The organism is Nonomuraea sediminis, assembly GCF_018531495.1.
Classification (GTDB): Bacteria; Actinomycetota; Actinomycetes; order Streptosporangiales; family Streptosporangiaceae; genus Nonomuraea; species Nonomuraea sediminis.
Genome location: NZ_JAHDTI010000020.1, coordinates 100,458 through 120,881, shown reverse-complemented (window position 1 = coordinate 120,881; position 20,424 = coordinate 100,458). Strand labels below are relative to the sequence as shown.

General features: G+C 69.9%; 16 protein-coding genes and 1 pseudogene. 8 read left to right on the top strand and 9 right to left on the bottom strand.

Annotated elements, in window-relative coordinates; genetic code table 11:
• The first annotated feature begins 77 nt into the window (after positions 1–77).
• A complete protein-coding gene (locus KIK09_RS51720) occupies positions 78–1,466 on the top strand; it encodes a hypothetical protein (RefSeq protein WP_214326975.1) in 1,389 nt (462 codons plus the stop codon).
• On the opposite strand, the gene KIK09_RS51715 is transcribed toward KIK09_RS51720, so the two are convergent.
• Complete coding sequence (locus tag KIK09_RS51715) at positions 1,448–1,873, bottom strand: winged helix-turn-helix transcriptional regulator (RefSeq protein WP_250575177.1); 426 nt, start codon at positions 1,871–1,873, stop codon at positions 1,448–1,450. The genes KIK09_RS51720 and KIK09_RS51715 overlap by 19 nt on opposite strands.
• A gap of 79 nt (positions 1,874–1,952) precedes the next feature.
• Between KIK09_RS51715 and KIK09_RS51710 the strand changes: the two genes are divergently transcribed.
• Positions 1,953–3,332, top strand: a complete 1,380-nt coding sequence (locus KIK09_RS51710; RefSeq protein WP_214326974.1) for an MFS transporter — start codon at positions 1,953–1,955, stop codon at positions 3,330–3,332.
• A 49-nt stretch (positions 3,333–3,381) separates the two neighbouring features.
• On the opposite strand, the gene guaA is transcribed toward KIK09_RS51710, so the two are convergent.
• The 5 genes from guaA to KIK09_RS51685 all read right to left on the bottom strand — a co-directional run bounded on the left by guaA (position 3,382) and on the right by KIK09_RS51685 (position 9,689).
• Complete coding sequence (gene guaA, locus KIK09_RS51705) at positions 3,382–4,929, bottom strand: glutamine-hydrolyzing GMP synthase (protein WP_372455815.1); 1,548 nt, start codon at positions 4,927–4,929, stop codon at positions 3,382–3,384.
• Between the two features lie 52 nt (positions 4,930–4,981).
• Entirely contained in the window at positions 4,982–5,809 is an 828-nt protein-coding gene (locus tag KIK09_RS51700) for an SDR family NAD(P)-dependent oxidoreductase (protein ID WP_214326972.1), read from the bottom strand.
• Positions 5,810–5,855: 46 nt separating this feature from the next.
• Positions 5,856–7,349 (bottom strand): DUF885 family protein, encoded by a 1,494-nt coding sequence (locus KIK09_RS51695; RefSeq protein ID WP_214326971.1) that lies wholly within the window; start codon positions 7,347–7,349, stop codon positions 5,856–5,858.
• A gap of 10 nt (positions 7,350–7,359) precedes the next feature.
• Positions 7,360–8,595, bottom strand: a complete 1,236-nt coding sequence (locus KIK09_RS51690) for an MFS transporter (protein ID WP_214326970.1) — start codon at positions 8,593–8,595, stop codon at positions 7,360–7,362.
• Positions 8,596–8,693: 98 nt separating this feature from the next.
• Positions 8,694–9,689: a LacI family DNA-binding transcriptional regulator gene (locus KIK09_RS51685; protein ID WP_214326969.1), complete on the bottom strand. Its 996-nt coding sequence runs from the start codon at positions 9,687–9,689 to the stop codon at positions 8,694–8,696.
• Positions 9,690–9,732: 43 nt separating this feature from the next.
• Between KIK09_RS51685 and KIK09_RS51680 the strand changes: the two genes are divergently transcribed.
• From KIK09_RS51680 to KIK09_RS51670, 3 genes are all read left to right on the top strand, one after another.
• Entirely contained in the window at positions 9,733–10,431 is a 699-nt protein-coding gene (locus KIK09_RS51680; protein ID WP_214326968.1) for an alpha/beta fold hydrolase, read from the top strand.
• Between the two features lie 163 nt (positions 10,432–10,594).
• On the top strand, positions 10,595–11,074 hold the full coding sequence (locus KIK09_RS51675; RefSeq protein ID WP_214326967.1) for an Lrp/AsnC family transcriptional regulator: 480 nt from the start codon (positions 10,595–10,597) through the stop codon (positions 11,072–11,074).
• Positions 11,075–11,085: 11 nt separating this feature from the next.
• A complete protein-coding gene (locus tag KIK09_RS51670; protein WP_250575176.1) occupies positions 11,086–11,826 on the top strand; it encodes an N-acetyltransferase in 741 nt (246 codons plus the stop codon).
• 546 nt (positions 11,827–12,372) lie between these two features.
• Here KIK09_RS51670 and KIK09_RS51665 read toward each other — a convergent pair.
• The gene (locus tag KIK09_RS51665; RefSeq protein WP_214326965.1) at positions 12,373–13,116 is read right to left on the bottom strand and encodes an MBL fold metallo-hydrolase; all 744 of its coding nucleotides are present in this window, start codon (positions 13,114–13,116) and stop codon (positions 12,373–12,375) included.
• A gap of 103 nt (positions 13,117–13,219) precedes the next feature.
• Positions 13,220–13,390 (bottom strand): type II toxin-antitoxin system Phd/YefM family antitoxin, encoded by a 171-nt coding sequence (locus tag KIK09_RS60875; RefSeq protein WP_372455814.1) that lies wholly within the window; start codon positions 13,388–13,390, stop codon positions 13,220–13,222.
• Here KIK09_RS60875 and KIK09_RS60870 point away from each other — a divergent pair.
• Positions 13,337–14,679, top strand: a pseudogene (locus KIK09_RS60870) (RNA-guided endonuclease InsQ/TnpB family protein). The gene KIK09_RS60875 and the pseudogene KIK09_RS60870 overlap by 54 nt on opposite strands.
• Positions 14,680–14,727: 48 nt before the next feature.
• Here the strand turns inward: KIK09_RS60870 and KIK09_RS51650 are convergent.
• Positions 14,728–16,221 (bottom strand): succinic semialdehyde dehydrogenase, encoded by a 1,494-nt coding sequence (locus KIK09_RS51650; RefSeq protein WP_214326963.1) that lies wholly within the window; start codon positions 16,219–16,221, stop codon positions 14,728–14,730.
• A 75-nt stretch (positions 16,222–16,296) separates the two neighbouring features.
• Between KIK09_RS51650 and KIK09_RS51645 the strand changes: the two genes are divergently transcribed.
• Both KIK09_RS51645 and KIK09_RS51640 read left to right on the top strand, forming a co-directional pair.
• A complete protein-coding gene (locus KIK09_RS51645) occupies positions 16,297–18,426 on the top strand; it encodes a WD40 repeat domain-containing serine/threonine protein kinase (RefSeq protein ID WP_214326962.1) in 2,130 nt (709 codons plus the stop codon).
• 18 nt (positions 18,427–18,444) lie between these two features.
• Positions 18,445–20,367 (top strand): beta-propeller domain-containing protein, encoded by a 1,923-nt coding sequence (locus KIK09_RS51640; protein WP_250575175.1) that lies wholly within the window; start codon positions 18,445–18,447, stop codon positions 20,365–20,367.
• Positions 20,368–20,424 lie beyond the last annotated feature (57 nt).

Below are 20,424 nucleotides of genomic sequence, written 5' to 3'. Positions count from 1 at the left end.
GTCTAGGCCGGGATTTGGGAGCCATGGACAACGAACCCACGGAAAGTGCCAGTAAAACTCCAAAGATCGCGACATTCGTGGCGATTCAGGTTGTGTTACTGCTGTGGTGGGCGGCTCTCTATCCCGGACTGTTCAGCCGTGACTCCGTTCTCTATCTGAGCCACACCGTGGCCGGCCCGTGGATCAGCGACCACTCCGTGCTCTACGACTCGCTGCTGTGGCTCAGCTTCAGGTTCACGGGTGACATCGCGCTGGTCACGCTGCTGCAGACCACGGCCATGGCCGCGGCGATCACGGTGCTCGCCGAGGCGCTCAAGGCGATGGGCGCGCCCAAACGCTGGACGACAGGGCTGGCGGTGCTGCTGCCCTTTCTGCCTCCCGTGGGCGCCTTCTCGGTCGCGCTGTGGAAGGACGTGCCGTTCTCCATCTGCGCCCTGCTCATCGCCGCGGTGTGCGCGCGGATCGCGGCCGACAGGAGCGTGACCCGCCTGCGGCTGGTCGCGCTCGGGCTGCTGTTCACCGCTCTCGGCCTGTTCAGGGCCAACGGGTTCCTGGTCGTGATCCTCGCGGTGATCGTCCTGCTCGTGGTGCTCAAGGAGCAGCGGATACTGCTGGCGGTTGTCGGTGTGGCCGCGTCCGCGATCCCGCTGATGCTCAACAACCTGGTCTTCCCGCACGTCGGGATCGCGGCTCCGACGAAGACGTACGTCTACCACACCGCCTTCGGCGACATCGCCGTGGCCTTCGCCGAGCACCCCGAGCTGTTCGACGACCGGGACACGACCCTGCTGGCCAGCGTGGCGCCGCTGAACAGGTGGACCAAGGGCGGCACCTGCTACACAATCAATCCGCTGATCTGGCGTGCCAACTTCAGCTGGCAGCAGGCCGACGCGCACGCGGGCGAGCTGCTCGACCTGTGGCGGCGGCTGCTGATCAAGGACCCGGGCGAGGTCATCAAGGCCAGGCTCTGCCGCGGCTCCATCGCCTGGAAGCTGGCCGAGGACGAGTCGGCCATGGGCGGCGACACCTACCGCTTCTCCCTCCTGCCCAACGCCGACACCTATGTCGGCCCCGGCAAGGTCACCGACTTCCCCGGCCGCGCCGTCGTCTACTCGCTGCGGCCGCTGTCCGACAACCTGCACCAGGTGGTCCGCTCCTGGCTCGACCTGTGGCTGGTCAAGAGCGTCGACTGGCTGGCCTGGCGGGGCGCGCTGTGGTCCTACCTGTCCTACCTCGCCGTGGCGCTGGCCGCGTGGTCGCTGCGCAACCGCTACGTGGTCGGGGTGGCGGCCATCGTCGCCGGGCAGCAGCTGGCGATCCTGGCCAACATCTCCGCTCAGGACTACCGCTACATGGCCTCACCGATCTTCATCGGCTTCCTGCTGCTGCCGCTGCTCGTCTCCGGCGCGTGGCGGCTCGGTACGGCACGCCGTACCGAACTCGAACCTCAGACGGCGGCCTCCTGACGGGCGTCGTAGGCCTGGCGTGACCTGGCCACGCAGGCGCTGTGCTTGCGCGACCAGTTGGTCAGCGTGAGCATCGCCTCGTACAGCTCCAGGGCCATGGGGGTGGCCTGGTATTCGACCTTGGGCGGCACCGTGGGGTAGACCGTCCGCTCGAGCAGGCCGTCACGCTCCAGATTGCGCAGGGTCAGCGTGAGCATGCGGCGGCTGACGCCCTCGATGGTGCGCTCCAGCTCGGTGAAACGGACCGGCCGGCGGGCGGTGATCACGATGATCTGGATCGCCCACTTGCCCGAGATCTTGTCCAGGATCTCCCGCGGTGGGATCGGGCAGAAGCCCTGCTCGATCGCCATTTCCGCGTCGTCGATGGTCCTGAGCTGCTCTGGTACATGCGTGTGACTCTGGGACATGAAAGTGCCTTCTTCCGTCTGGCGATGATAGTCACACATCATGGCCACTGTTACAAGTAGTGCCCCAAGGGAGTTGGCCATGAAGAACAAATGGGCCGCGCTGGCGTTGCTCGCGGCTACCCAGTTCGTCCTGATCCTTGACCTGATGATCGTGAGCATCGCGATGCCGCCGATGGCCAGGGAACTGCATCTGACGCAGAGCGACCTGTCCTGGATGAGCTCGGCCTATTCGCTGGTGTTCGGCGGGTTGCTGCTGCTGGGTGGCCGCCTTTCCGACTACGTGGGGCGGCGGCGGATCTTCATGATCGGGATGCTGCTGTTCGCCGTGGCCTCGCTGGCCGGCGGACTGGCCGCCTCCGGCGGCGCGCTGGTGGCCGCCAGGGCGGCGCAGGGACTGGGCGGGGCGCTGGTGGCCCCCGCGGCGCTGTCGCTGGTGATGACCATCTTCAAGGACGACCCCGCGCTGCCCAAGGCGATGGGCATCTGGGGCGCGGTCGGCGCCGTGGGCGCCTCGGTGGGCGTCGTGGCGGGCGGGCTGCTCACCGACGGTTTCGGCTGGCGGTCGGTGTTCTTCGTGAACGTGCCGATCGGCGTGGTGGCCGCGGCGCTGGCGCTGGTGCTGCTGCCCGCGGCGCGGGGCGAGCGGGCCTCGGGCGGCTTCGACCTGCTCGGCGCGATCACCTCGACCGGCGGGCTGGCGCTGCTGATCTACGCCGTGGTCGACGCCGACTGGCCGCTGGTGGGCGGCGCGGTCGTGCTGCTCGGCGCCTTCCTGCTCATCGAGCGCCGCTCGGCCGGCCCGCTGATGCCGCTGCGCATCTTCCGCAACCGGCAGCTGCGGGCGGGCAACCTGCTGATGTTCCTGATCGCGGGGGCCATGCAGCCGGTGGCGTTCATCCTGACGCTCTACACCCAGGTCGTGCTGGGCTACGACGCCACCGAGTCCGGGCTGTCGCTGGTGCCCATTTCCGTGGCGATCGCCCTGACCGCCTCCACGGTCGGCGGCCGCGCTCTGGCCAGGTACGGCGTGCGGCCCACGATCGTGGCCGGCCTCGTCTTCATCCTCGCCGGGCTCCTGTTCTACCTGCGCCTGGACACCGGCAGCAGCTTCGTCACCCACCTGCTGGCGCCCGAGCTGCTCACCGGCGTCGGCTTCGGCCTGCTGGTGGCCGCCGTCACGGTCGCCGCCACCTCGGCCGTCTCCCCCGCCGAGTCAGGACTGGCCTCGGGCCTGTTCAACGTCACGCAGCAGGTGGGCATCTCGATCGGCATCGCCGCCCAGATCGCCCTGGCCACCGCGGTGGCGGGCGGGACCTCCCCCGAGGCGCTGGTCTCCGGCTACCACGTCTCCTACCTGGTGGCGATCGGGATCATCGGCCTGGCCCTGGTCACCGCCCTCACCCAGCTCCCCCGCAGGACCCCGGCCGCCGTCCCCGCCGAGGAGGCGCAGGCCGCCTGAGAAACGCGAAAGCGCGCCCCGGAAACCGGGGCGCGCTTTCGCGTTCGGGCTACTCCCACTCGATGGTGCCCGGAGGCTTGCTGGTGATGTCGAGCACCACCCGGTTGACCTCGCGGACCTCGTTGGTGATGCGCGTCGAGATGCGCGACAGCACGTCGTACGGCACGCGCGCCCAGTCGGCCGTCATGGCGTCCTCCGAGGTGACCGGGCGCAGCACCACCGGGTGACCGTAGGTGCGCCCGTCGCCCTGGACGCCCACCGAGCGGACGTCGGCCAGCAGCACCACCGGGCACTGCCAGATGTCGCGGTCGAGGCCGGCCCTGGACAGCTCCTCGCGGGCGATGGCGTCGGCCTCGCGCAGCAGGTCGAGCCGCTCCTTGGTGACCGAGCCGACGATGCGGATGCCCAGGCCGGGGCCGGGGAACGGCTGGCGCCAGACCATGGCGGGCGGCAGGCCGAGCTCCTCGCCCGCGCGCCGCACCTCGTCCTTGAACAGCGTGCGCAGCGGCTCGACGAGGGAGAACTGCAGGTCTTCCGGCAGGCCGCCGACGTTGTGGTGCGACTTGATGTTGGCGGTGCCCGTGCCCCCGCCCGACTCCACCACGTCGGGGTAGAGCGTGCCCTGGACCAGGAAGTCGACCGGGCCGTCGGCCATGATGGCGCGCTGCTCGTCCTCGAAGACGCGGATGAACTCGCGGCCGATGATCTTCCGCTTCTCCTCGGGCTCGGTCACGCCGTCAAGCGCCTTCAGGAAGCGGTCGGCGGCGTCCACCACGCGCAGCTTGACGCCGGTGGCGGCCACGAAGTCGCGCTCGACCTGCTCGGCCTCGCCCTTGCGCAGCAGCCCGTGGTCGACGAACACACAGGTCAGCCGGTCGCCGATGGCGCGCTGGACGATCGCGGCGGCCACCGCGGAGTCGACGCCGCCCGACAGCGCGCAGATGGCGCGGCCGTCGCCGACCTGGCGGCGCACCGCCTCCACCGAGTCCTCGACGATGTTGAGCATCGTCCAGGTCGGGCGGCAGCCCGCGGCGTCAAGGAAGTGCTTCATCACCGCCAGGCCGTGCTCGGAGTGCAGCACCTCGGGGTGGAACTGCACGCCGTACAGCCCGCGGCCGGGGTGTTCGAAGGCGGCGACCGGCGTCTCGTCCGTCGAGGCGGTCACGGTGAAGCCCTCAGGGGCTCCGGAGACGCTGTCGCCGTGGGACATCCAGACGCGCTGCGTGGCGGGCAGCCCGGCGAACAGCACGCCCTCACGGGCGACGTCGAGCGTGGTGCCGCCGTACTCGGCGACGCCGGTGCGCGAGACGCGGCCGCCCAGCGACTGGGCCATGGCCTGGAAGCCGTAGCAGATGCCGAACGTGGGCACGCCGGTCTCGAACAGGCCGGCGGGCACGGCGGGCGCCCCTTCGGCGTAGACCGAAGAGGGGCCACCGGACAGGATGATGGCCTTGGGCTTCTTGGCGACGATCTCCTCGACCGGCATCGTCGAGGGGACGATCTCGGAGTAGACGTGGCACTCGCGCACCCGCCTGGCGATGAGCTGCGCGTACTGCGCGCCGAAGTCGACCACAAGGACCGTGTCGAACTCTGACACCGAGAGAACCCCCAAAGGTGAATGCGGTGTTCTCAGTGTATCGGGCCTGCGGTTATTCGTAATCGGGCAGTGGTGGCAGCCCGCCGGAGAGCAGGACCTCGACCTGATGGCGCAGCCCACCGGCGTATTCGGGGTGCGTGAGCACCAGGAACCGCTCCTCGTGCACGGCCTGGACGACCAGGTCGGCCACGCGCGCCGGGTCGATGCCCTTGGTCAGCGCGGAGTCGATGATGTCAAGCGATTCCAGGTCGTCCCTGGTGCGGGCCACGGTAAGGTCGGCCGGCCGTACGCGCTCGGAGCGGTTGATGCGGGTGCGCACCGCGCCGGGACACAGCGCGGTGACCCGCAGCTTCGAGCCGGTGAGCGCCAGGTCCTGGGCCAGCGACAGCGACGCGGCGAAGGCCGCGAACTTGCTGACCGTGTAGCCGGCCATGTACGGCGCCGCGAACAGGCCGGCCACCGACACCGTGTTGACGATGTGTCCCTCGGTGTCCTGCTCGATCATGCGCGGCACGAAGTGGTGGATGCCGTGCAGGACGCCCCACAGGTTGACGCCGAGCGTCCAGGTGAAGTCCTCGGGCGTGCGGGTCCACATGTGGCCGCCCTGGAAGACGCCGGCGTTGTTGCACAGCACGTGCACGGCGCCGAGCTCACCGAAGGCCCGGTTGGCCAGGTGCTGGACGGCCATGCCGTCCGAGACGTCGGTGATCTGGGTGAGCACCTTCGGACCCGCCATGGACGCCGTCTCGGCGAGCCCGCCGGGGTCGACGTCCGCGAGCATCAGCGCCATGCCCTCCTGGGCGAAGCGGAGGGCGAGCGCCCGGCCGATGCCGCTCGCCGCTCCCGTGACAACCGCGACCTTGCCGGAGAGTTCCCGCACCGCCGACCTCCCTAGCGCTCGCTCGGCAGGAGCCCTACCGACGACGCTACAGGACGCTGTCGAGCAGGCCCAGAGGCGGCGAACCGAGATCGAACATCGCCTTGTGGAAGCGCTGCAGCGTGAAGCCCGAGCCCCAGGCGGCCTTGGCCTTCTCGCGCAGGTCGAGGATGACCAGCTTGCCCCAGGTGTAGCGGCCGTAGGTCGGGTCGAAGGTGGCGCGGCGCGCCTCCGACAGCGCGGCGGGACCCGCCAGGTGCGTGTCGGCCTCGAAGCGCCTGGCGCCGTCGGCCACCGTCATCTGCCCGGTGTGCACGCCGATGGCGCAGGCAAGGCGGGTGACGCGGATGAGCGCCTCCACCCAGACGCCGATCTCGAAGCGCGGGTCGTCGGCCTTGAAGCCCTCCTCCACGCACAGTTCCTCGGCGTAGTGCGCCCAGCCCTCGACGAAGGCCATCGACTGCAGCAGCCTGCGCACGTCCGTGGAGGCGCGGCGCAACGCGCGGCCGTGCGAGAAGTGGCCGGGCGCCACCTCGTGCACGTTGATGCCGGGAAGCGTGGTGTCGCTGAAGACCTCCAGCCACTCCTCCTGCTCGCGCTCGGGCCAGGAGGGGTCGGGCGGGGTGATGTGGTACCAGGACGGGCCGTCGGGCTCGCCCGGCGCGTTCCACGACATCATCGCCATCGCCCAGCGCCGCGACTCCGGCGCCAGGCCGACCAGGCACTCGCCGTCGTGGTAGGGCACCAGGTCCTTCTCGCGGGTGAACGCGATGGCCTCGGCGGTGCCGCGCCTGGCCGCCTCGATGACGCCGTCGGCGTCGGGGTGCTGCTTGACCAGCTCGCGCACCACGTCCAGCGGCGGGCGGTCCTTCTCGCCGAGCTTGGCGCAGCTCTCGGCGAGCCTGGCCATCAGCCGGTCGCGTTCGGCGTCGGCGCGCCCGGCCAGCTCGCCCAGGTCGACCTCGGTGCCCTCGGTCGTGCTCATCAGCCGGGCCAGGGCCTCGCCGCCGAGCGCGGCGTCCGGCTCGCCGACCGCGGCCGCCCGCTCCACGTGCGCGACCAGCAGGCCGTGCGCCTCCAGCGCCGCCTCGTCGGTGACGCCCGCGGACAGGCCCTTCACCGCGCCGATCAGCGCCTCGGCCACCGGGGCGCTGACCTGGTCGAGCGAGGCGATCGCGCCCCTGACGGCTTCCGGCCAGAGCGCGGTGTGGGCGGCCTTGGCCGCCTGCCGCTCCTCCTCGGGGCCGTAGTCACGGTCGTAGCAGGCCAGGTCGAGGTTGGACAGGTGCACCAGGGGGTTCTTGCGGTGCAGTTCGAGCTCGCCGTACTGGGTGCGCAGCCCCTGCTCGAACACCTGCTGGTGGGCCGCGTCGTAGGGGTCGGCCGGCGGTGCGCCCTCGCCCAGTCGTGCCAGGCCGGAGCGCACCCCCTCGGGCGACAGGTCCTGGATCTTTCCGTCGTACTCGTGCCTGCCGCCCGTCTCCCGCGCCTCCGCCACGGTCAGGTCCGTGATCGCGCGCAGTCTGGGGTCGAGTTCCGTCATGGGGCCGACGCTAGCGCACGCCCTTGATCTTGAGGACTCCCGTGGCGCCGACCAGGCAGACGACGATGCCCACCACGAACAGCGTCGGGTAACCGCCGACCGTGACCACGAAGGCGGCGATCGAGGGCGCCAGGATCTGCGGTCCCGCGTTGGCGATGTTGATCACTCCCATGTCCTTGCCCACGTCCGCGGCGTCGGGCAGCACCTTGGTCACCAGCGCCATGTCGACCGCCAGGTAGATCCCGAAGGCGACGCCGTGCAGCACGTTGTAGATGACCATGCCCTGGAAGGTCGGCATGATCAGCGGGATGCCCAGGAACAGGGCCGACAGCAGCCCCGCGATCAGGGCGAAGAGCCGGAACCTGCCGATCCGGTCCGACAGCGGGCCGATCACCAGCACGGCCAGCAGCGTGGCCACCTGCCCGATGAGCATGAGCAGGCCCAACTTGGGGATGACCTCGGCTTTCGGGATCTTGATGTAGTCCTCGAGCAGGAAGAGGTTGAAGGTGAAGATGATGAAATAGCCCAGCATCACGCCGAAGCGGGACACGAAGGCCCACCGGAAGTCGCCGCTGCGCAACGGCCTGACGAAGGCCGCGAGGAACTCCCCCAGCCGGAACGGCTGCGGCGCGGGCAGGTCGACCGAGGAACGGTCGGGGCTGGCGAAGACGATCAGCGCCGCCGCCACCAGCAGCACGGCGATCACCACGTAGTAGGCGCCGCCGTTGGCCAGCCCGGGGAACGCGATGAACATCAGCGAGGCTGCGATCGTCGCCACCGGCGTGCCGAGCCCGCTCAGCGCGGAGAACGTGCCGTAGCGCTCGGCCGGGACCCGGTCGGGCAGGATCGCGGTGGTCGCGGCCTGGTAGCCGTTCATGATGGTCTGCACGCCTGCCCAGCTGATCCCCAGCATGAGCACGGATCCCGCGCCTGCTTGGGCGAGCAGTGCCAGCGCGCCGATCAGGACGCAACCGAGGATCCACGGGGAACGGCGGCCGAAGCGCGAGCGGGTCCTGTCGCTGAGCTGGCCGAAGATCGGGTTGGCGATCGTGGCCATGAGCGGGCCGATGGAGTTGGCCAGCCCGAGGGCGGTGACGTCGTTCACGCCGGTGATCCGTTGCACGTGGACGGGGAGGACGAACGCGCCGACCCCCATCCACAGGAACATGACCGCCATGTTGGCGAGGGGGAGCGTCAGGTACAGCGGCCTCAGCCGATACCCGCCGGCGACCTGAACTTGGGTCATAGATCGGCCCTTTCCAGATGCGGTGATACGTATCACCGACGATTGCTCTGGACTGTAGGTCGGGCGGAAGCCACTGACAAGGGACCGCGTCCAAGTTGTTACGCGCTGTCCCTGACCACCAGCCGTGGGTTCATCAAGGTCATGACCGTCCCGGGGACCGACTCGCGCTCGCCCTTCACCATCCCGTCGATGATCGCCACCATCTCGGCGGGGGTGGCGGAGGCGTCGAAGTGGACGGTCGTCAGCCGCGGCCGCATCAGCCTGGCCAGCGGCAGGTCATCGGCGCCGACCACGGCCACGTCCTCGGGCACGCGGACCCCGGCGTCCTGCAGCGCGCTGATCAGCAGCATCGCGTACTCGTCGTTGTAGGCGAAGATCCCGTCGGGCAGGTCGGACCCGGCGGCGATCCTGCCCGCCTCCTCCTCGGAGAAGGCCAGGTCGATGCGCCGGGCGGCGGGGAAGACCGCGCGCACGCCGCTCAACCGGCGCTCGCCCATCCGGTCGATGCCCGGCTCCTTCGGCACGATCGCCGCCAGCCGCGTGCATCCGCGTTCCACCAGGTGGCGGGCGGCGCAGGCGCCGGTCGCCTCGTGCGGCATCACCACCGCGGGCACCAGCGGCGAGGCCTCGTCGGAGAAGGCGATCACGGTCCTGGTGCCGGAGGAGCGCAGCAGGTCGACCGACTTGCGGGTGAGCCGGCCCGCCTCGACGATGACCGCCGCGGGGCGTAGCGCCAGCCAGGACTTGGCCGCGGCCACGCCGGTCAGGCGGCGCTCGCCGTACTGGACGAGGGTGTAGCCGCGGGAGCGGAACTCCTCCTCCATGTCGTCGAGCATGGCCTGGACGAGCGGGCCGATCCTGGCCTCGGCCAGCGGGAGCAGCACGATGCCGCTGCGGCCGGTGCGCAGCGTGCGGGCGCTGGCGTCCGGCACGTAGCCCAGGCGGGCGGCGGCGTCGCGGACGCGCTGCCTGGTCTCCTCGCTGACGCGGGCGTGCGGGTTGTCGTTGAGCACGTAGGAGACCGTCGCCTGCGACACGCCCGCGGCCCTGGCCACGTCGACGCTGGTTACCGGCCTGCTACTTGTCTCGTTCATCGGCTGGATGCTATCAACTGCTTATACGTATAAGGAGATCGACATGAAGCTGCACACCCGCGAGTGGGGTGACGGGGACCGGGTGGCCGTGCTGATCCACGGCATCATCGCCGACTCCCGGTGCTGGTGGCGGGTCGGGCCCGCGCTCGCCGACCGCGGCTACCGGGTCGTCGCCGTCGACCTGCCCGGGCACGGCCAGAGCCCGCGGGCGGACATGTACACGCCCGACCTGCTCGCCTCGTCGGTCCTGGAGTCCGTGCCCGCCAACCCCGCGCTCGCGATCGGGCACTCGCTCGGCGGGCTCACGCTGGGGCTGGCGGTCTCGCAGCTGATGCCCTCCCGGGCGATCTACTCCGATCCCGCCTTCCGGCTGCCGGTGCTGCCCGACGGCTCGGCGGTGACCTCGCAGATGGCCGCCGTCAAGGACCTGTCGGTCGAGCAGATGGCGGCCGTGCATCCCGAGTTCTCGGCGGAGGAGGTGGCGCTCGAGGTCGAGATGACCAAGCTCTGGGACCCCGCCACGGCCACCTCGCTCAGCACGGTCGCGGGCAAGGACTTCACGCCGCCGCTCCCTGTGCCGTCGCTGGTGCAGGTGGCGGATCCGAGCTTCCTGGTCTCGCCCGAGTACCAGGAGGAGCTGCGCGGCAAGGGCTTCGAGGTCCGCGTCGTCGCGGGCGCGACCCACACGATCCACCGCCACCTCTTCGACGCCTTCATGTCCGGCCTCGACGACTGGCTCTGACGGTCGGGGTCTGTGGTTTGGGGCTTGTACGGCAAGCCAGGGTGCCGCCGCCCGCCGTACTTCGGCTCAGGGCCCGCGGCCGGCGAGTTTCCGCTGTGCCTACATAGCTGGAAATATGCGTCGATAGCTCGATAGATGGCTAGACGCGCCGAATAATAGAACGATGATCGCGCATAACGGCGAACTGGATTCGGTGGATCTCGCGATCCTGGCCGAGTTGCAGAGGGACGCCCGCCTGCCGAACAAGGATCTCGCCGACCGGCTCGGCGTGGCGCCGTCCACCGCCCTGGAGCGCGTACGCTCGCTGCGCCGCCGCGGGATCGTCACCGGCTTCCGCGCCGTGGTCGACACGGCCAGGCTGGGCCGCCCGCTCCAGGCGCTGCTCGCGCTGCGCGTGCGGCCGCACACCGAGCAGCTCGTGGACCCGCTGCGGACCTTCGTGCTCGGGCTGCCCGAGACGATCACGCTGTTCCACGTCGCGGGCGTCGAGGACTTCCTGGTGCACGTGGCCGTCGCCGACGCCGACCACCTGCACCGGCTGGCGCTGGAGAAGTTCCTGATCCGGCCGGAGATCGTGCAGCTGCAGACCACGTTGATCTTCAAGACCGAGCATCAGCCCATCCAGCGGCCGCCCGAAATGTGACAATGATCCACATGGCTCTCCGGATCACTTCGCTCGCCGAGCGTCCAGAATTCGCCGCCACGTTATGGGACATGCCGCACGCCTGGCCGCCGTTCATGTTCCAGGACCCGATGGCGGACCTCTTCTATCCGGTCGCCGCGACCGAGTACGCCGACTACGTCCTCGTGGCCGACGACTCCGACGATCCGGGACGGCTGGCGGCGCGGGGCTGCATGATCCCCTACGCGGTGCGCGGGGACGAGCTGCCCGACGGGGGCTGGGACGAGATCATCCGCAACGGCCACCTGGCGCGGGCCGCCGGTGACGTGCTTGACGGCATCTCGGCGCTGGAGATCACGATCAGGGAGGACCTGCTCGGCACCGGGATCTCCCACCACATGATCGCCGCGATGCGCGACCAGGCCGTGAAGCTGGGATTCCGCGAGCTGGTGGCGCCGGTCCGGCCCAACCAGAAGCATCTGGAACCGCACGTGCCGATGTCGGACTACGCCTTCCGCACCCGGGAGGACGGCCTGCCGTACGACGCCTGGCTCCGCGCCCACGTCCGCGCGGGCGCCGAGATCGTGAAGGTGGCGCCGCGCTCCATGGTCATCGCCGGGACGCTGGCGGAATGGCGCGCCTGGACCGGCCTTCCCTTCGACACCCCCGGCCCCATCGACGTCCCCCGCGCCCTCACCCCCGTCCACTGCACCCCCTCCCACAACCACGCCGTCTACGTCGAACCCAACGTCTGGGTCTCCCACCCGCTCTGACGAGGTGCTTCCTTTACGGCGCCGCTCTCAAGGGCCGCCTCTCGTCCGACGGTGCTCTCAAGAGATGCCTCTCGTACGGCGCCGCTCCCAAGAGACGCCTCTCGTACGTGCTCCCAAGAGACGCCTCTCGTACGGCGAGCCGCCGCCACCGGCCGCCCGCCATACTCCGGCTCAGGACCCGCGCCCGGCGCTTCCGGCGAGTCGATGACCGTCACCCACCGCTACGACGCCCCACCACCGTGGCCCCCGGTCACCGACTCCCCGCCGCACAAGGCGCCGACCACCGCCGTCCCACGCCTCACCGACCCGGCGCCCCAAGCCCAACCCGGGTACTAGGCCCCCGGAACCCCGGCGTCCCAGGCACAATCCCTGCGCTCAGGAACCCCCCGGGAGCCCCTGCTCGCCGACGCGGCGCCCCGAGCGCAACCCGTGTACGCAGGAACCCCGGGGGCCGGCGTCTCAAGCGCAACCCATGCGCACAAGCTCGCGGGACTCGACGGCTGTCGTGAGCGGGCCGGAGGGGCGGGGACGTGGGGGCGGTGGGGGTTATGTGAGGGTGAGGGGGGTGCCGGGGGTGGGGAGGTGGGTTTGGGTGGGGGCGGAGGTGAGGGCGGGTTCGAGGGTGTCGCGGCCCTGGGTGAAGTGGGCCCAGTGCTCGAAGTGGAGCGGCACCACGTGGCGGGCCCCCAGGATGGCGGCGGCCTCGGCGGCGTCCGCGCTGGTGAGGGTGAGCGGCGCGTCCGGGATGAGGGGCGTCATGGCGGCCCCGGCGAAGAGGATGGCGACGTCCACCGAGGGGAAGCGGGCCGCGATGGACTTGACGACGTCCAGGGAGGCGTTGTCGCCGCTGACGTAGACCGTGGGAAGGTCGGGACCCTCGATGACGAACCCGGTCACCTCACCAGTGAGGTGCTCCGACCCGTCGGGCCCGTGCTGGGCGGGTACGCCGGTGATCGTGAGAGGGCCGAGCGAGTGGGACGTCCAGTTCGGCAGCGCCTGGACGGGCGGCCCGATCCGGTCGGCGGCCGACCGGGTCGACAGCACCAGGGGAACCGTGGCAAGAAAGGCGCGCCCAGCCGTGTCCAGGTTGTCGGGATGCTGGTCGTGCGACAGCAGCACGGCGTCCACGGACCCCACCTCGGAAGGGCCGAAGGCGGGCCCGGCGGTCTTGGCCAGCACCCTGGACCCGATCGGATACTCGCCGGGCGGGTCGAACGTGGGGTCGAGCAGCAGCCGCACCCCACCGATCTCCACCAGCGCCGTCGGTCCACCCACATAGGTAATCTTCATGACCGGTATGGACACCGGGCGCGGGGAATTCATTCCTGCTACCTGAGGGCGGGCCAGTGCTCCGGCCTTAGACCGGGAGTTAAGGCCGGCGCGGGAGTGTCCGCTAGGGCGTGAGCGTGCCTTGACCCGCCTGATCCTGCTGCTCGGTCCACCAGGCGTATGAGACCAGGACGGCGCGAGGTTCGCCATGACGTTCCACGATGGTCGGTTCGCCCGTGAAGTGGGCGACGTCGATTCGTCGGCCGAGGTTGTCTCGGAGTTCTCGAACACTCATACGTTCAGCCATGAGATTCATGGTACCGTTGGTACCGTGCAGCTTCGGTACTCCTACCGCATTTACCCGACACCGGGCCAGCGCCAAGCGCTGGCCCGCGCGTTCGGGTGTGCGCGGGTGGTGTTCAACGACGCGCTCGCCTCGCGCCGTCAAGCACACACGGACGGGCTGCCGTTCATCACCGACGGCGACTTGTCCAAGCAGGTCATCACCGAGGCCAAACGACGTCCCGATCGGGCGTGGCTGGGCCAGGTGTCGGCGGTGGTGCTCCAGCAGGCTCTCGCGGACGCCGTCATGGCCTACCGAAACTTCTTCGCCAGTCTGTCGGGCAAACGTAAAGGACCGAAGATCTCCGCGCCCCGGTTCCGCTCCCGCAAGGACAACCGGCAAGCGATCCGCTTCACCAAGAACGCCCGGTTCAAGGCCGGGGACAAATTGACGCTGCCGAAGATCGGCGACATCGCGGTGCGATGGCCACGCCCCCTGCCGTCCGATCCGTCCAGCGTGACGGTGATCAAGGACGCGGCGGGCCGGTACTTCGCCTCGTTCGTGGTCGAAGTCACCGAACGGCCCTTGCCCCGGATCGAGGCTGAGACCGGTATCGATCTGGGGTTGGGGCATTCGCGGTGCTGGCCGATGGCCGGAAGATCGGCTCGCCCCGGTTTCTGCGTCGGGCTGAGAAGAAACTCAAGCGCCTTCAGAAAGTGTTCTCGCGCAAGGAGAAGGGATCTGAGAACCGGGTCAAGGCCCGGGCGAAGGTGGCCCTTCAGCATGCGAAGGTCGCCGATGCGCGCCGGGAGTTCCACCACCAGACCTCCATGCGGATAGTTCGCGAGAACCAAGCGATCTATGTGGAGGACTTGGCGGTCAAGGGACTGGCTCGCACGAAGTTGGCCAAGAGCGTGCACGATGCGGGCTGGTCAGCGTTCGTGGGCATGCTGGAGTACAAGGCGAAACTGTACGGTCGCACCTTCGTCCGGATCGACCGGTTCTATCCCTCCTCCAAGCTCTGCTCGGCGTGCGGGAACCTGGCAGAGGTGATGCCGCTGAACGTCCGGGAGTGGGCGTGCGCCTGTGGCGTGACCCACGACCGGGATGTGAACGCCGCGATCAACATCCTGGCCGCCGGGAGGCGGCAGGTCGCCGCTGGACGGAAACCCGGATCTGAGATGGGCGGGAAGCGGAGACCCGAAACGCCTGTGGAGGCTGGTAAGACCCCACGCCCGGTGCGCAAGCGCCGGGTACGGGGCTCGGCCGATGAAGCAGGAAGCCACCGGAGTGCCGCATGACACCATGCGGCACAGGCGGAATCCCCGGGATCCATCCCGGGGAGCGCGTCACTTCAGCCGCAGCCGCCGCATCGTCTTCAGCGTCGTGGCCAGCACGTTCGCCCACGCCTCGTTCGACATCCCGAACGGCGGCTCGAACCCGAGCCAGGACGCCTGCGAGGCCACGGTCTGCACCTCGGTGTACCGCAGCAACCCCTCGGGACCGTGGCGCCGTCCCAGCCCGGAGGCCTTCATGCCGCCCATCGGGGCGTCGTAGGAGGCGTAGGCCGCGCCGTACCCCTCGTTGATGTTGACCGTCCCGGCCTTGAGGCGGGCGGCGAAGGCGCGACCGCGGGGTGGCGAGGAGGTCCAGACGGAGGCGTTGAGCCCGTAGATCGTGTCGTTGGCCAGCGCGAGCGCCTCCTCCTCCGAGGAGTAGGGGTAGAGGGCGACGACGGGGCCGAAGGTCTCGTTGCGGCAGAGCGTCATGTCGTCGGTGACGCCGGTGAGCACGGTGGGCTCGTAGAAGAGCGGGCCGAGGTCGGGCCGGGGTTTGCCGCCGGTGAGCACGGTGGCGCCGCGGCCGACGGCGTCGTCCACGTGCGCCGTGACGGTGTCGAGCTGGCGCTGGGAGGTCAGCGAGCCCATCTGGACGGACCAGTCGCGGCCCGCGCCCAGCTTGAGGTTGCGCACCTGCCTCACGAAACGCTCGGAGAAGTCGTCGAACAGCGCGGCGGGCACGTAGAGCCGTTCGATCGACAGGCACAGCTGCCCGGCGTTGGTGAAGCACGCCCGGATCGCGCCCTGCACGGCCAGGTCCAGGTCGGCGTCGTCCAGGACGATCATCGGGTTCTTGCCGCCCAGCTCCAGCGAGCAGCCGATGAGCCGCTTGGCCGCCTCCTCGGCGATCTTCCTGCCGCCCCGGGTCGAGCCGGTGAAGGCCACGTAGTCGGCCCCGTCGAGCAGGGCGTCGCCGATGTCGGCGGGCTCGCCGAGCACGACCTGCCAGATCTCGCGCGGCATGCCCAGCTCGACGAGCAGGTCGATGGTCCACAGCGTGGACATCGCGGTCTGCGTGTCCGGCTTGTGCACCAGCGTGTTGCCTGCGAGCAGGGCGGGCACGGCGTCGGTCACGCCGAGCGAGAGCGGGTAGTTCCACGGCGAGATCAGCGCCACCACGCCCTTGGGCTGGCGCAGCTCGCTGACCCGGGTGGCCAGCGGGAAGATGCCGCTGCGCGCGTGCGGGACGAGCAGGCCGGGGGCGCGGCGGGCGTAGTACAGGCTGCAGCCGGCGACGTCGAGCACCTCCTCGAAGGCGTGCTTGCGCGCCTTGCCCGTCTCGCTCTGGACGATGTCGAGGATCTCGTCGCGGCGGTCCAGGATCGCGTCGTGCAGCCTCAGGAAGGGCCGCACCCGCTCGGCCACCGGCCGCGCCGCCCATTCGACCTGCGCCGCCCTGGCCTTGACGTAGGCCTCGCGCACGTCGTCGGCGGCGGAGATGGGCAGCTCGGCGATGGGGTCACCGGTGAAGGGAGCGGTGATCTCCTGCGTCTTGACGGGCATGACGGAATGATATTCCGCCTAGCTACCGGCGGGTAGTTTTTGTGGATGTCATAGCAAAGGGCCAGAATTCCCCACATGCCAACGTTTGCCCCGCTGAGGCCAGGAGACCCCGAGACGCTCGGAGGCCACGTCATCCTGGGCCGCCTCGGCGAGGGCGGCCAGGGCGTGGTCTTCCTCGCCAGAGACCCGTCAGGCACCCACGTGGCGGTGAAGCTGCTGCAGGCCGACGACCAGGTCAGCATCGGGCGCTTCCTGCGCGAGGCCCAGGTGGCCCAGCAGGTGGCGCCGTTCTGTACGGCGGCGGTGCTCGGCACGGGCGTGGAGGCCGACCGCCCGTTCATCGTCAGCGAGTACATCGAGGGCGCGTCGCTGCACCGGGTCGTGCAGGAGCAGGGGCCGCGCTCGGGCTCGACGCTGCACCGCCTGGCGATCGGGACCGCGACCGCGCTGGCCGCGATCCACCAGGCGGGGATCGTGCACCGCGACTTCAAGCCCGCCAACGTCATCATCGCCGCGGACGGCCCGCGGGTCATCGACTTCGGCATCGCCCGCTCGCTGAACGCCACCTCCACGCTCAGCAACATGCCGGTCGGCACGCCCTCCTACATGGCCCCCGAGCAGGTGCTGGGCCATCCGGTCGGCCCGGCGGCCGACCTGTTCTCCTGGGCGAGCACGATGGTCTACGCCGCCTCGGGCCGGGCGCCCTTCGGCAGCGACACGATGCCCGCGGTGATCAACCGGGTCCTCAACCATCCGCCCGACCTGGGCGTGCTGGAGGGCCCGCTGCGCGACGTGGTGGCCTCCTGCCTGAGCAAGGACCCGGCCCAGCGCCCGACGGCCGAGCAGGTGATCATGCGCCTGCTCCAGCACCCGGTCACCGGCTCCGGCATGCTCGCCCAGGGCGCCGCGGCGGCCCAGGCGGCAGCGAGCGCCGGCCGCCCCCAGCCGAGCCACCCCCAGCCCAGTCACCCTCAGATCAGCCACCCCCAGATCAGCCACCCTCAGCCCAGCCACCCCTACGCGCCGCACGCACAGCCGCCGCACGCACAGCCGCCGAACCAGGGCTGGCCGCCGCATCCCCAGTACGGCCAGCCGGCCACCCACCCGGTCCGCCGCAAGAGCCGGGCCCCGATCATCATCGGCGTCAGCGTGGCCGTGGCCCTCGCCGTGGTGGCCGCGGTGGCCCTGGCGGTCCCGTGGCAGCGGATCAGCGCGGCCGGCCTTACGACCGCGAGCCCGTCACCCACCGTCGAGCGGCGGACGGCGGAGCCGCGCACGACCCCGACCAGCGTGCCCACCGACGGCATCAAGCGGGTCCAGCTGCCCGGCGGCCCGATCACGCTGTACGAGCACCCGGCCGACCCGATCACGCTGACGTCGTACGAGATCTACAACAAGAAGGCCGACGACTGGATCGACTACGCGCGCGGGTCGCTGCGCGGGACCTTCAAGAAGTACCCGGGGAACTGGGAGTCGCTGGTCTCCCCCGACGGCCGCTCCCTGGCGAGCCGGGGCAGGAACTACACCTCCGACAACTACGACTCGATCATCATCACCGATCGCGAGTCCGGTGGCCGCACCACGGTCAAGACCGTGCGGAGCCCGCTGATCAGCAGCATCCGCTCCTGGTCGAGGGACGGCTCGCGGATCCTGCTCAACATCGAGAAGGAGGACCGCGGCAACTGGACCTACCTGGGCTTCGTCATCGTGGACGTCAAGGCGGGCAAGGCCAAGGTGATCAAGGTCGCCGACCAGGCGATCCGCGACACGGCCTTCGGCTGGGACGGCAGCGAGCAGGGCGCGGTCAACGTGGTCGGCAAGGACAAGGGCCTGCGCTTCTTCGACGAGACGGGCAAGGCCACGCGCACGGCGACGGGCGTGGGCAAGCTGGCCTCGGGCACCGACGACATCTTCTCCCCCTCGGGCAAGATGTTCGTCACCAACTGCCCGGGCGGCGGCGACGGCGACCACTGCCTGTGGGACGCCGAGACGGGCGAGCGGGTCCGCAAGTTCTCCTCTGACTGCGACAAGGTGCTGGGCTGGTACGACGAGTCGCACCTGTTCTGCTGGGAGCAGGACAACGGGACCAAGGACGAGATCCAGGTGGTGGACTTCCAGGGCAGGCTGGTGCGCAAGCTGCTTGACCTTCCCAACGAATTCGACTTCAGCCCAGTTTTCACGATGAACCATGAACCGGACGGGTGAGTGATCCGTCGTGAGGGCATGAAGCCGTTGATCCGTAAGGCCCTGACCGTCGCCGCGCTGGCGACGGCCACAGCCGCCTGCACCTCTGCTCCGAGCGGCACCCCGGCCAAGCTCGATCTGAGCAAGAACGTGCGCCTGGTGTCTTACAGCAGCTGCGACGACATGCTCGCCGGGCTGCGTGAGCACGCCGCGGACAACGTGGGCCCCTGGGGCTTCGGCGGGCCGATCATGCCGTACCTGGCGCGTGAGGACACGGCGATGACTCCGCAGGCCAAGACCGCCGAGACCCCCGACCACTCCACCACCAACGTGCACGAGGCGGGGGTGGACGAGCCGGACCTGGTCAAGACCGACGGCAACCGGGTCATCACCGTCACCGACGGCACGCTGCGCGTCGTCGACACGGCCACGAAGAAGGTCACCGCCACGCTGAAGCTGACCGAGAAGGGCCAGCCCGTCTACACGCCCGCCAACCTGCTCGTCTCAGGCGACCGCGCCCTCGTGCTGTTCGAGGGCGGCAACATCATGTTCAAAAGGTTCGCCCCGGTCGGCGACACCCGTTACGTGCTGGTCGACCTGTCGGGCGAGCCGAAGGTGGTGGCCACGATCAAGCCCAAGGGCGGGCAGTTCATCGACGCCCGCATGGTCGGCTCGACGGTCCGCCTGGTGACCCGCAGCCAGCCCGACATCACCTTCCCCACGCCCAAGGACAACGCCACCGACGACGAGCGCAAGAAGCAGAACCAGGACGTCGTACGGCGGGCTCCCCTGGACGCGTGGCTGCCCAAGGTCGAGATCACCGACGCCTCGGGCGCGGTCAGGACGGACGCGGTCAAGTGCGAGCGGGTCAGCCACCCGGCGGACTACACCGGCACCTCGCTGCTGACCGTGCACACCATCGACCTGGCGCAGGGCATCACGCCCGCGGGCACCGCCCCGATCAGCCTGGCCGCCGACGGCGACACGGTGTACGGCACCTCCGGCAGCCTCTACGTGGCCAGCAACCCGCAGTGGTGGGGCGGCATCATGGAGCCCATGGCCGTGGACGACGCGCCGGCCACCGCGCCCGAGGCGACACCGTCGACGCCGAAGGCTCCGCCGGAGGAGACCGAGGTCCACAGGTTCGACATCACCCAGCCGGGCGCGCCCTCCTACGTGGCCTCGGGCAAGGTGCCCGGCCGGCTGCTGAACCAGTACTCCCTGTCGGAGTTCGACGGCAACCTGCGCATCGCCACCACGCAGTCGCAGGACCAGAAGAACAGCTCCAGCGCCGTCTACGTCCTCAAGTCGGACAGCATGGACAAGGTCGGCGAGGTCGGCGGCCTGGGCGAGGGCGAGCGGATCTACTCGGTGCGCTTCATCGGCCCGGTCGGCTACTGCGTCACCTTCAAGCAGATGGACCCGCTCTACACCCTGGACCTGCGTGACCCGGCCGCGCCCAAGGTCACGGGCGAGCTGAAGATCACCGGGTACTCGGCCTACCTGCACCCGGCCGGCGACGGGAGGCTGATCGGCATCGGTCAGGAGGCCAGCGACAAGGGCAGGCCGCTGGGCACGCAGGTCTCGCTCTTCGACGTCAGCGACCCGGTCAGCCCGAAGCGCCTGTCGCAGATGTTCCAGAAGGACTCCGGCTCGGGCGCCGAGTGGGACCCGCACGCCTTCCTGTACTGGCCCAAGACCGGCCTGGCGGTCATCCCGCTCAGCACCTACAGCGAGCAGCAGCAACAGGACGGCGCCGTGGCGTTGAAGATCGACGACTCCGGGGTCTCCAAGCTGGGTATGATCACCCACCCGGTCCACAAGCAGGACGGCTACAGCTACCAGCCGGGCATCCAGCGCTCCATGGTCATCGGCGACTCCGTGTGGACCGTCTCCTACGACGGGGTCCAGGTGAACGACATCAACACCCTCGCCAAGCAGGCCTGGATCCCGCTCCACTGAACCGCGCCTCCCGCACAAGGAAGGGCGCCGACCACTGAGGGAGTCGGCGCCCTTCCG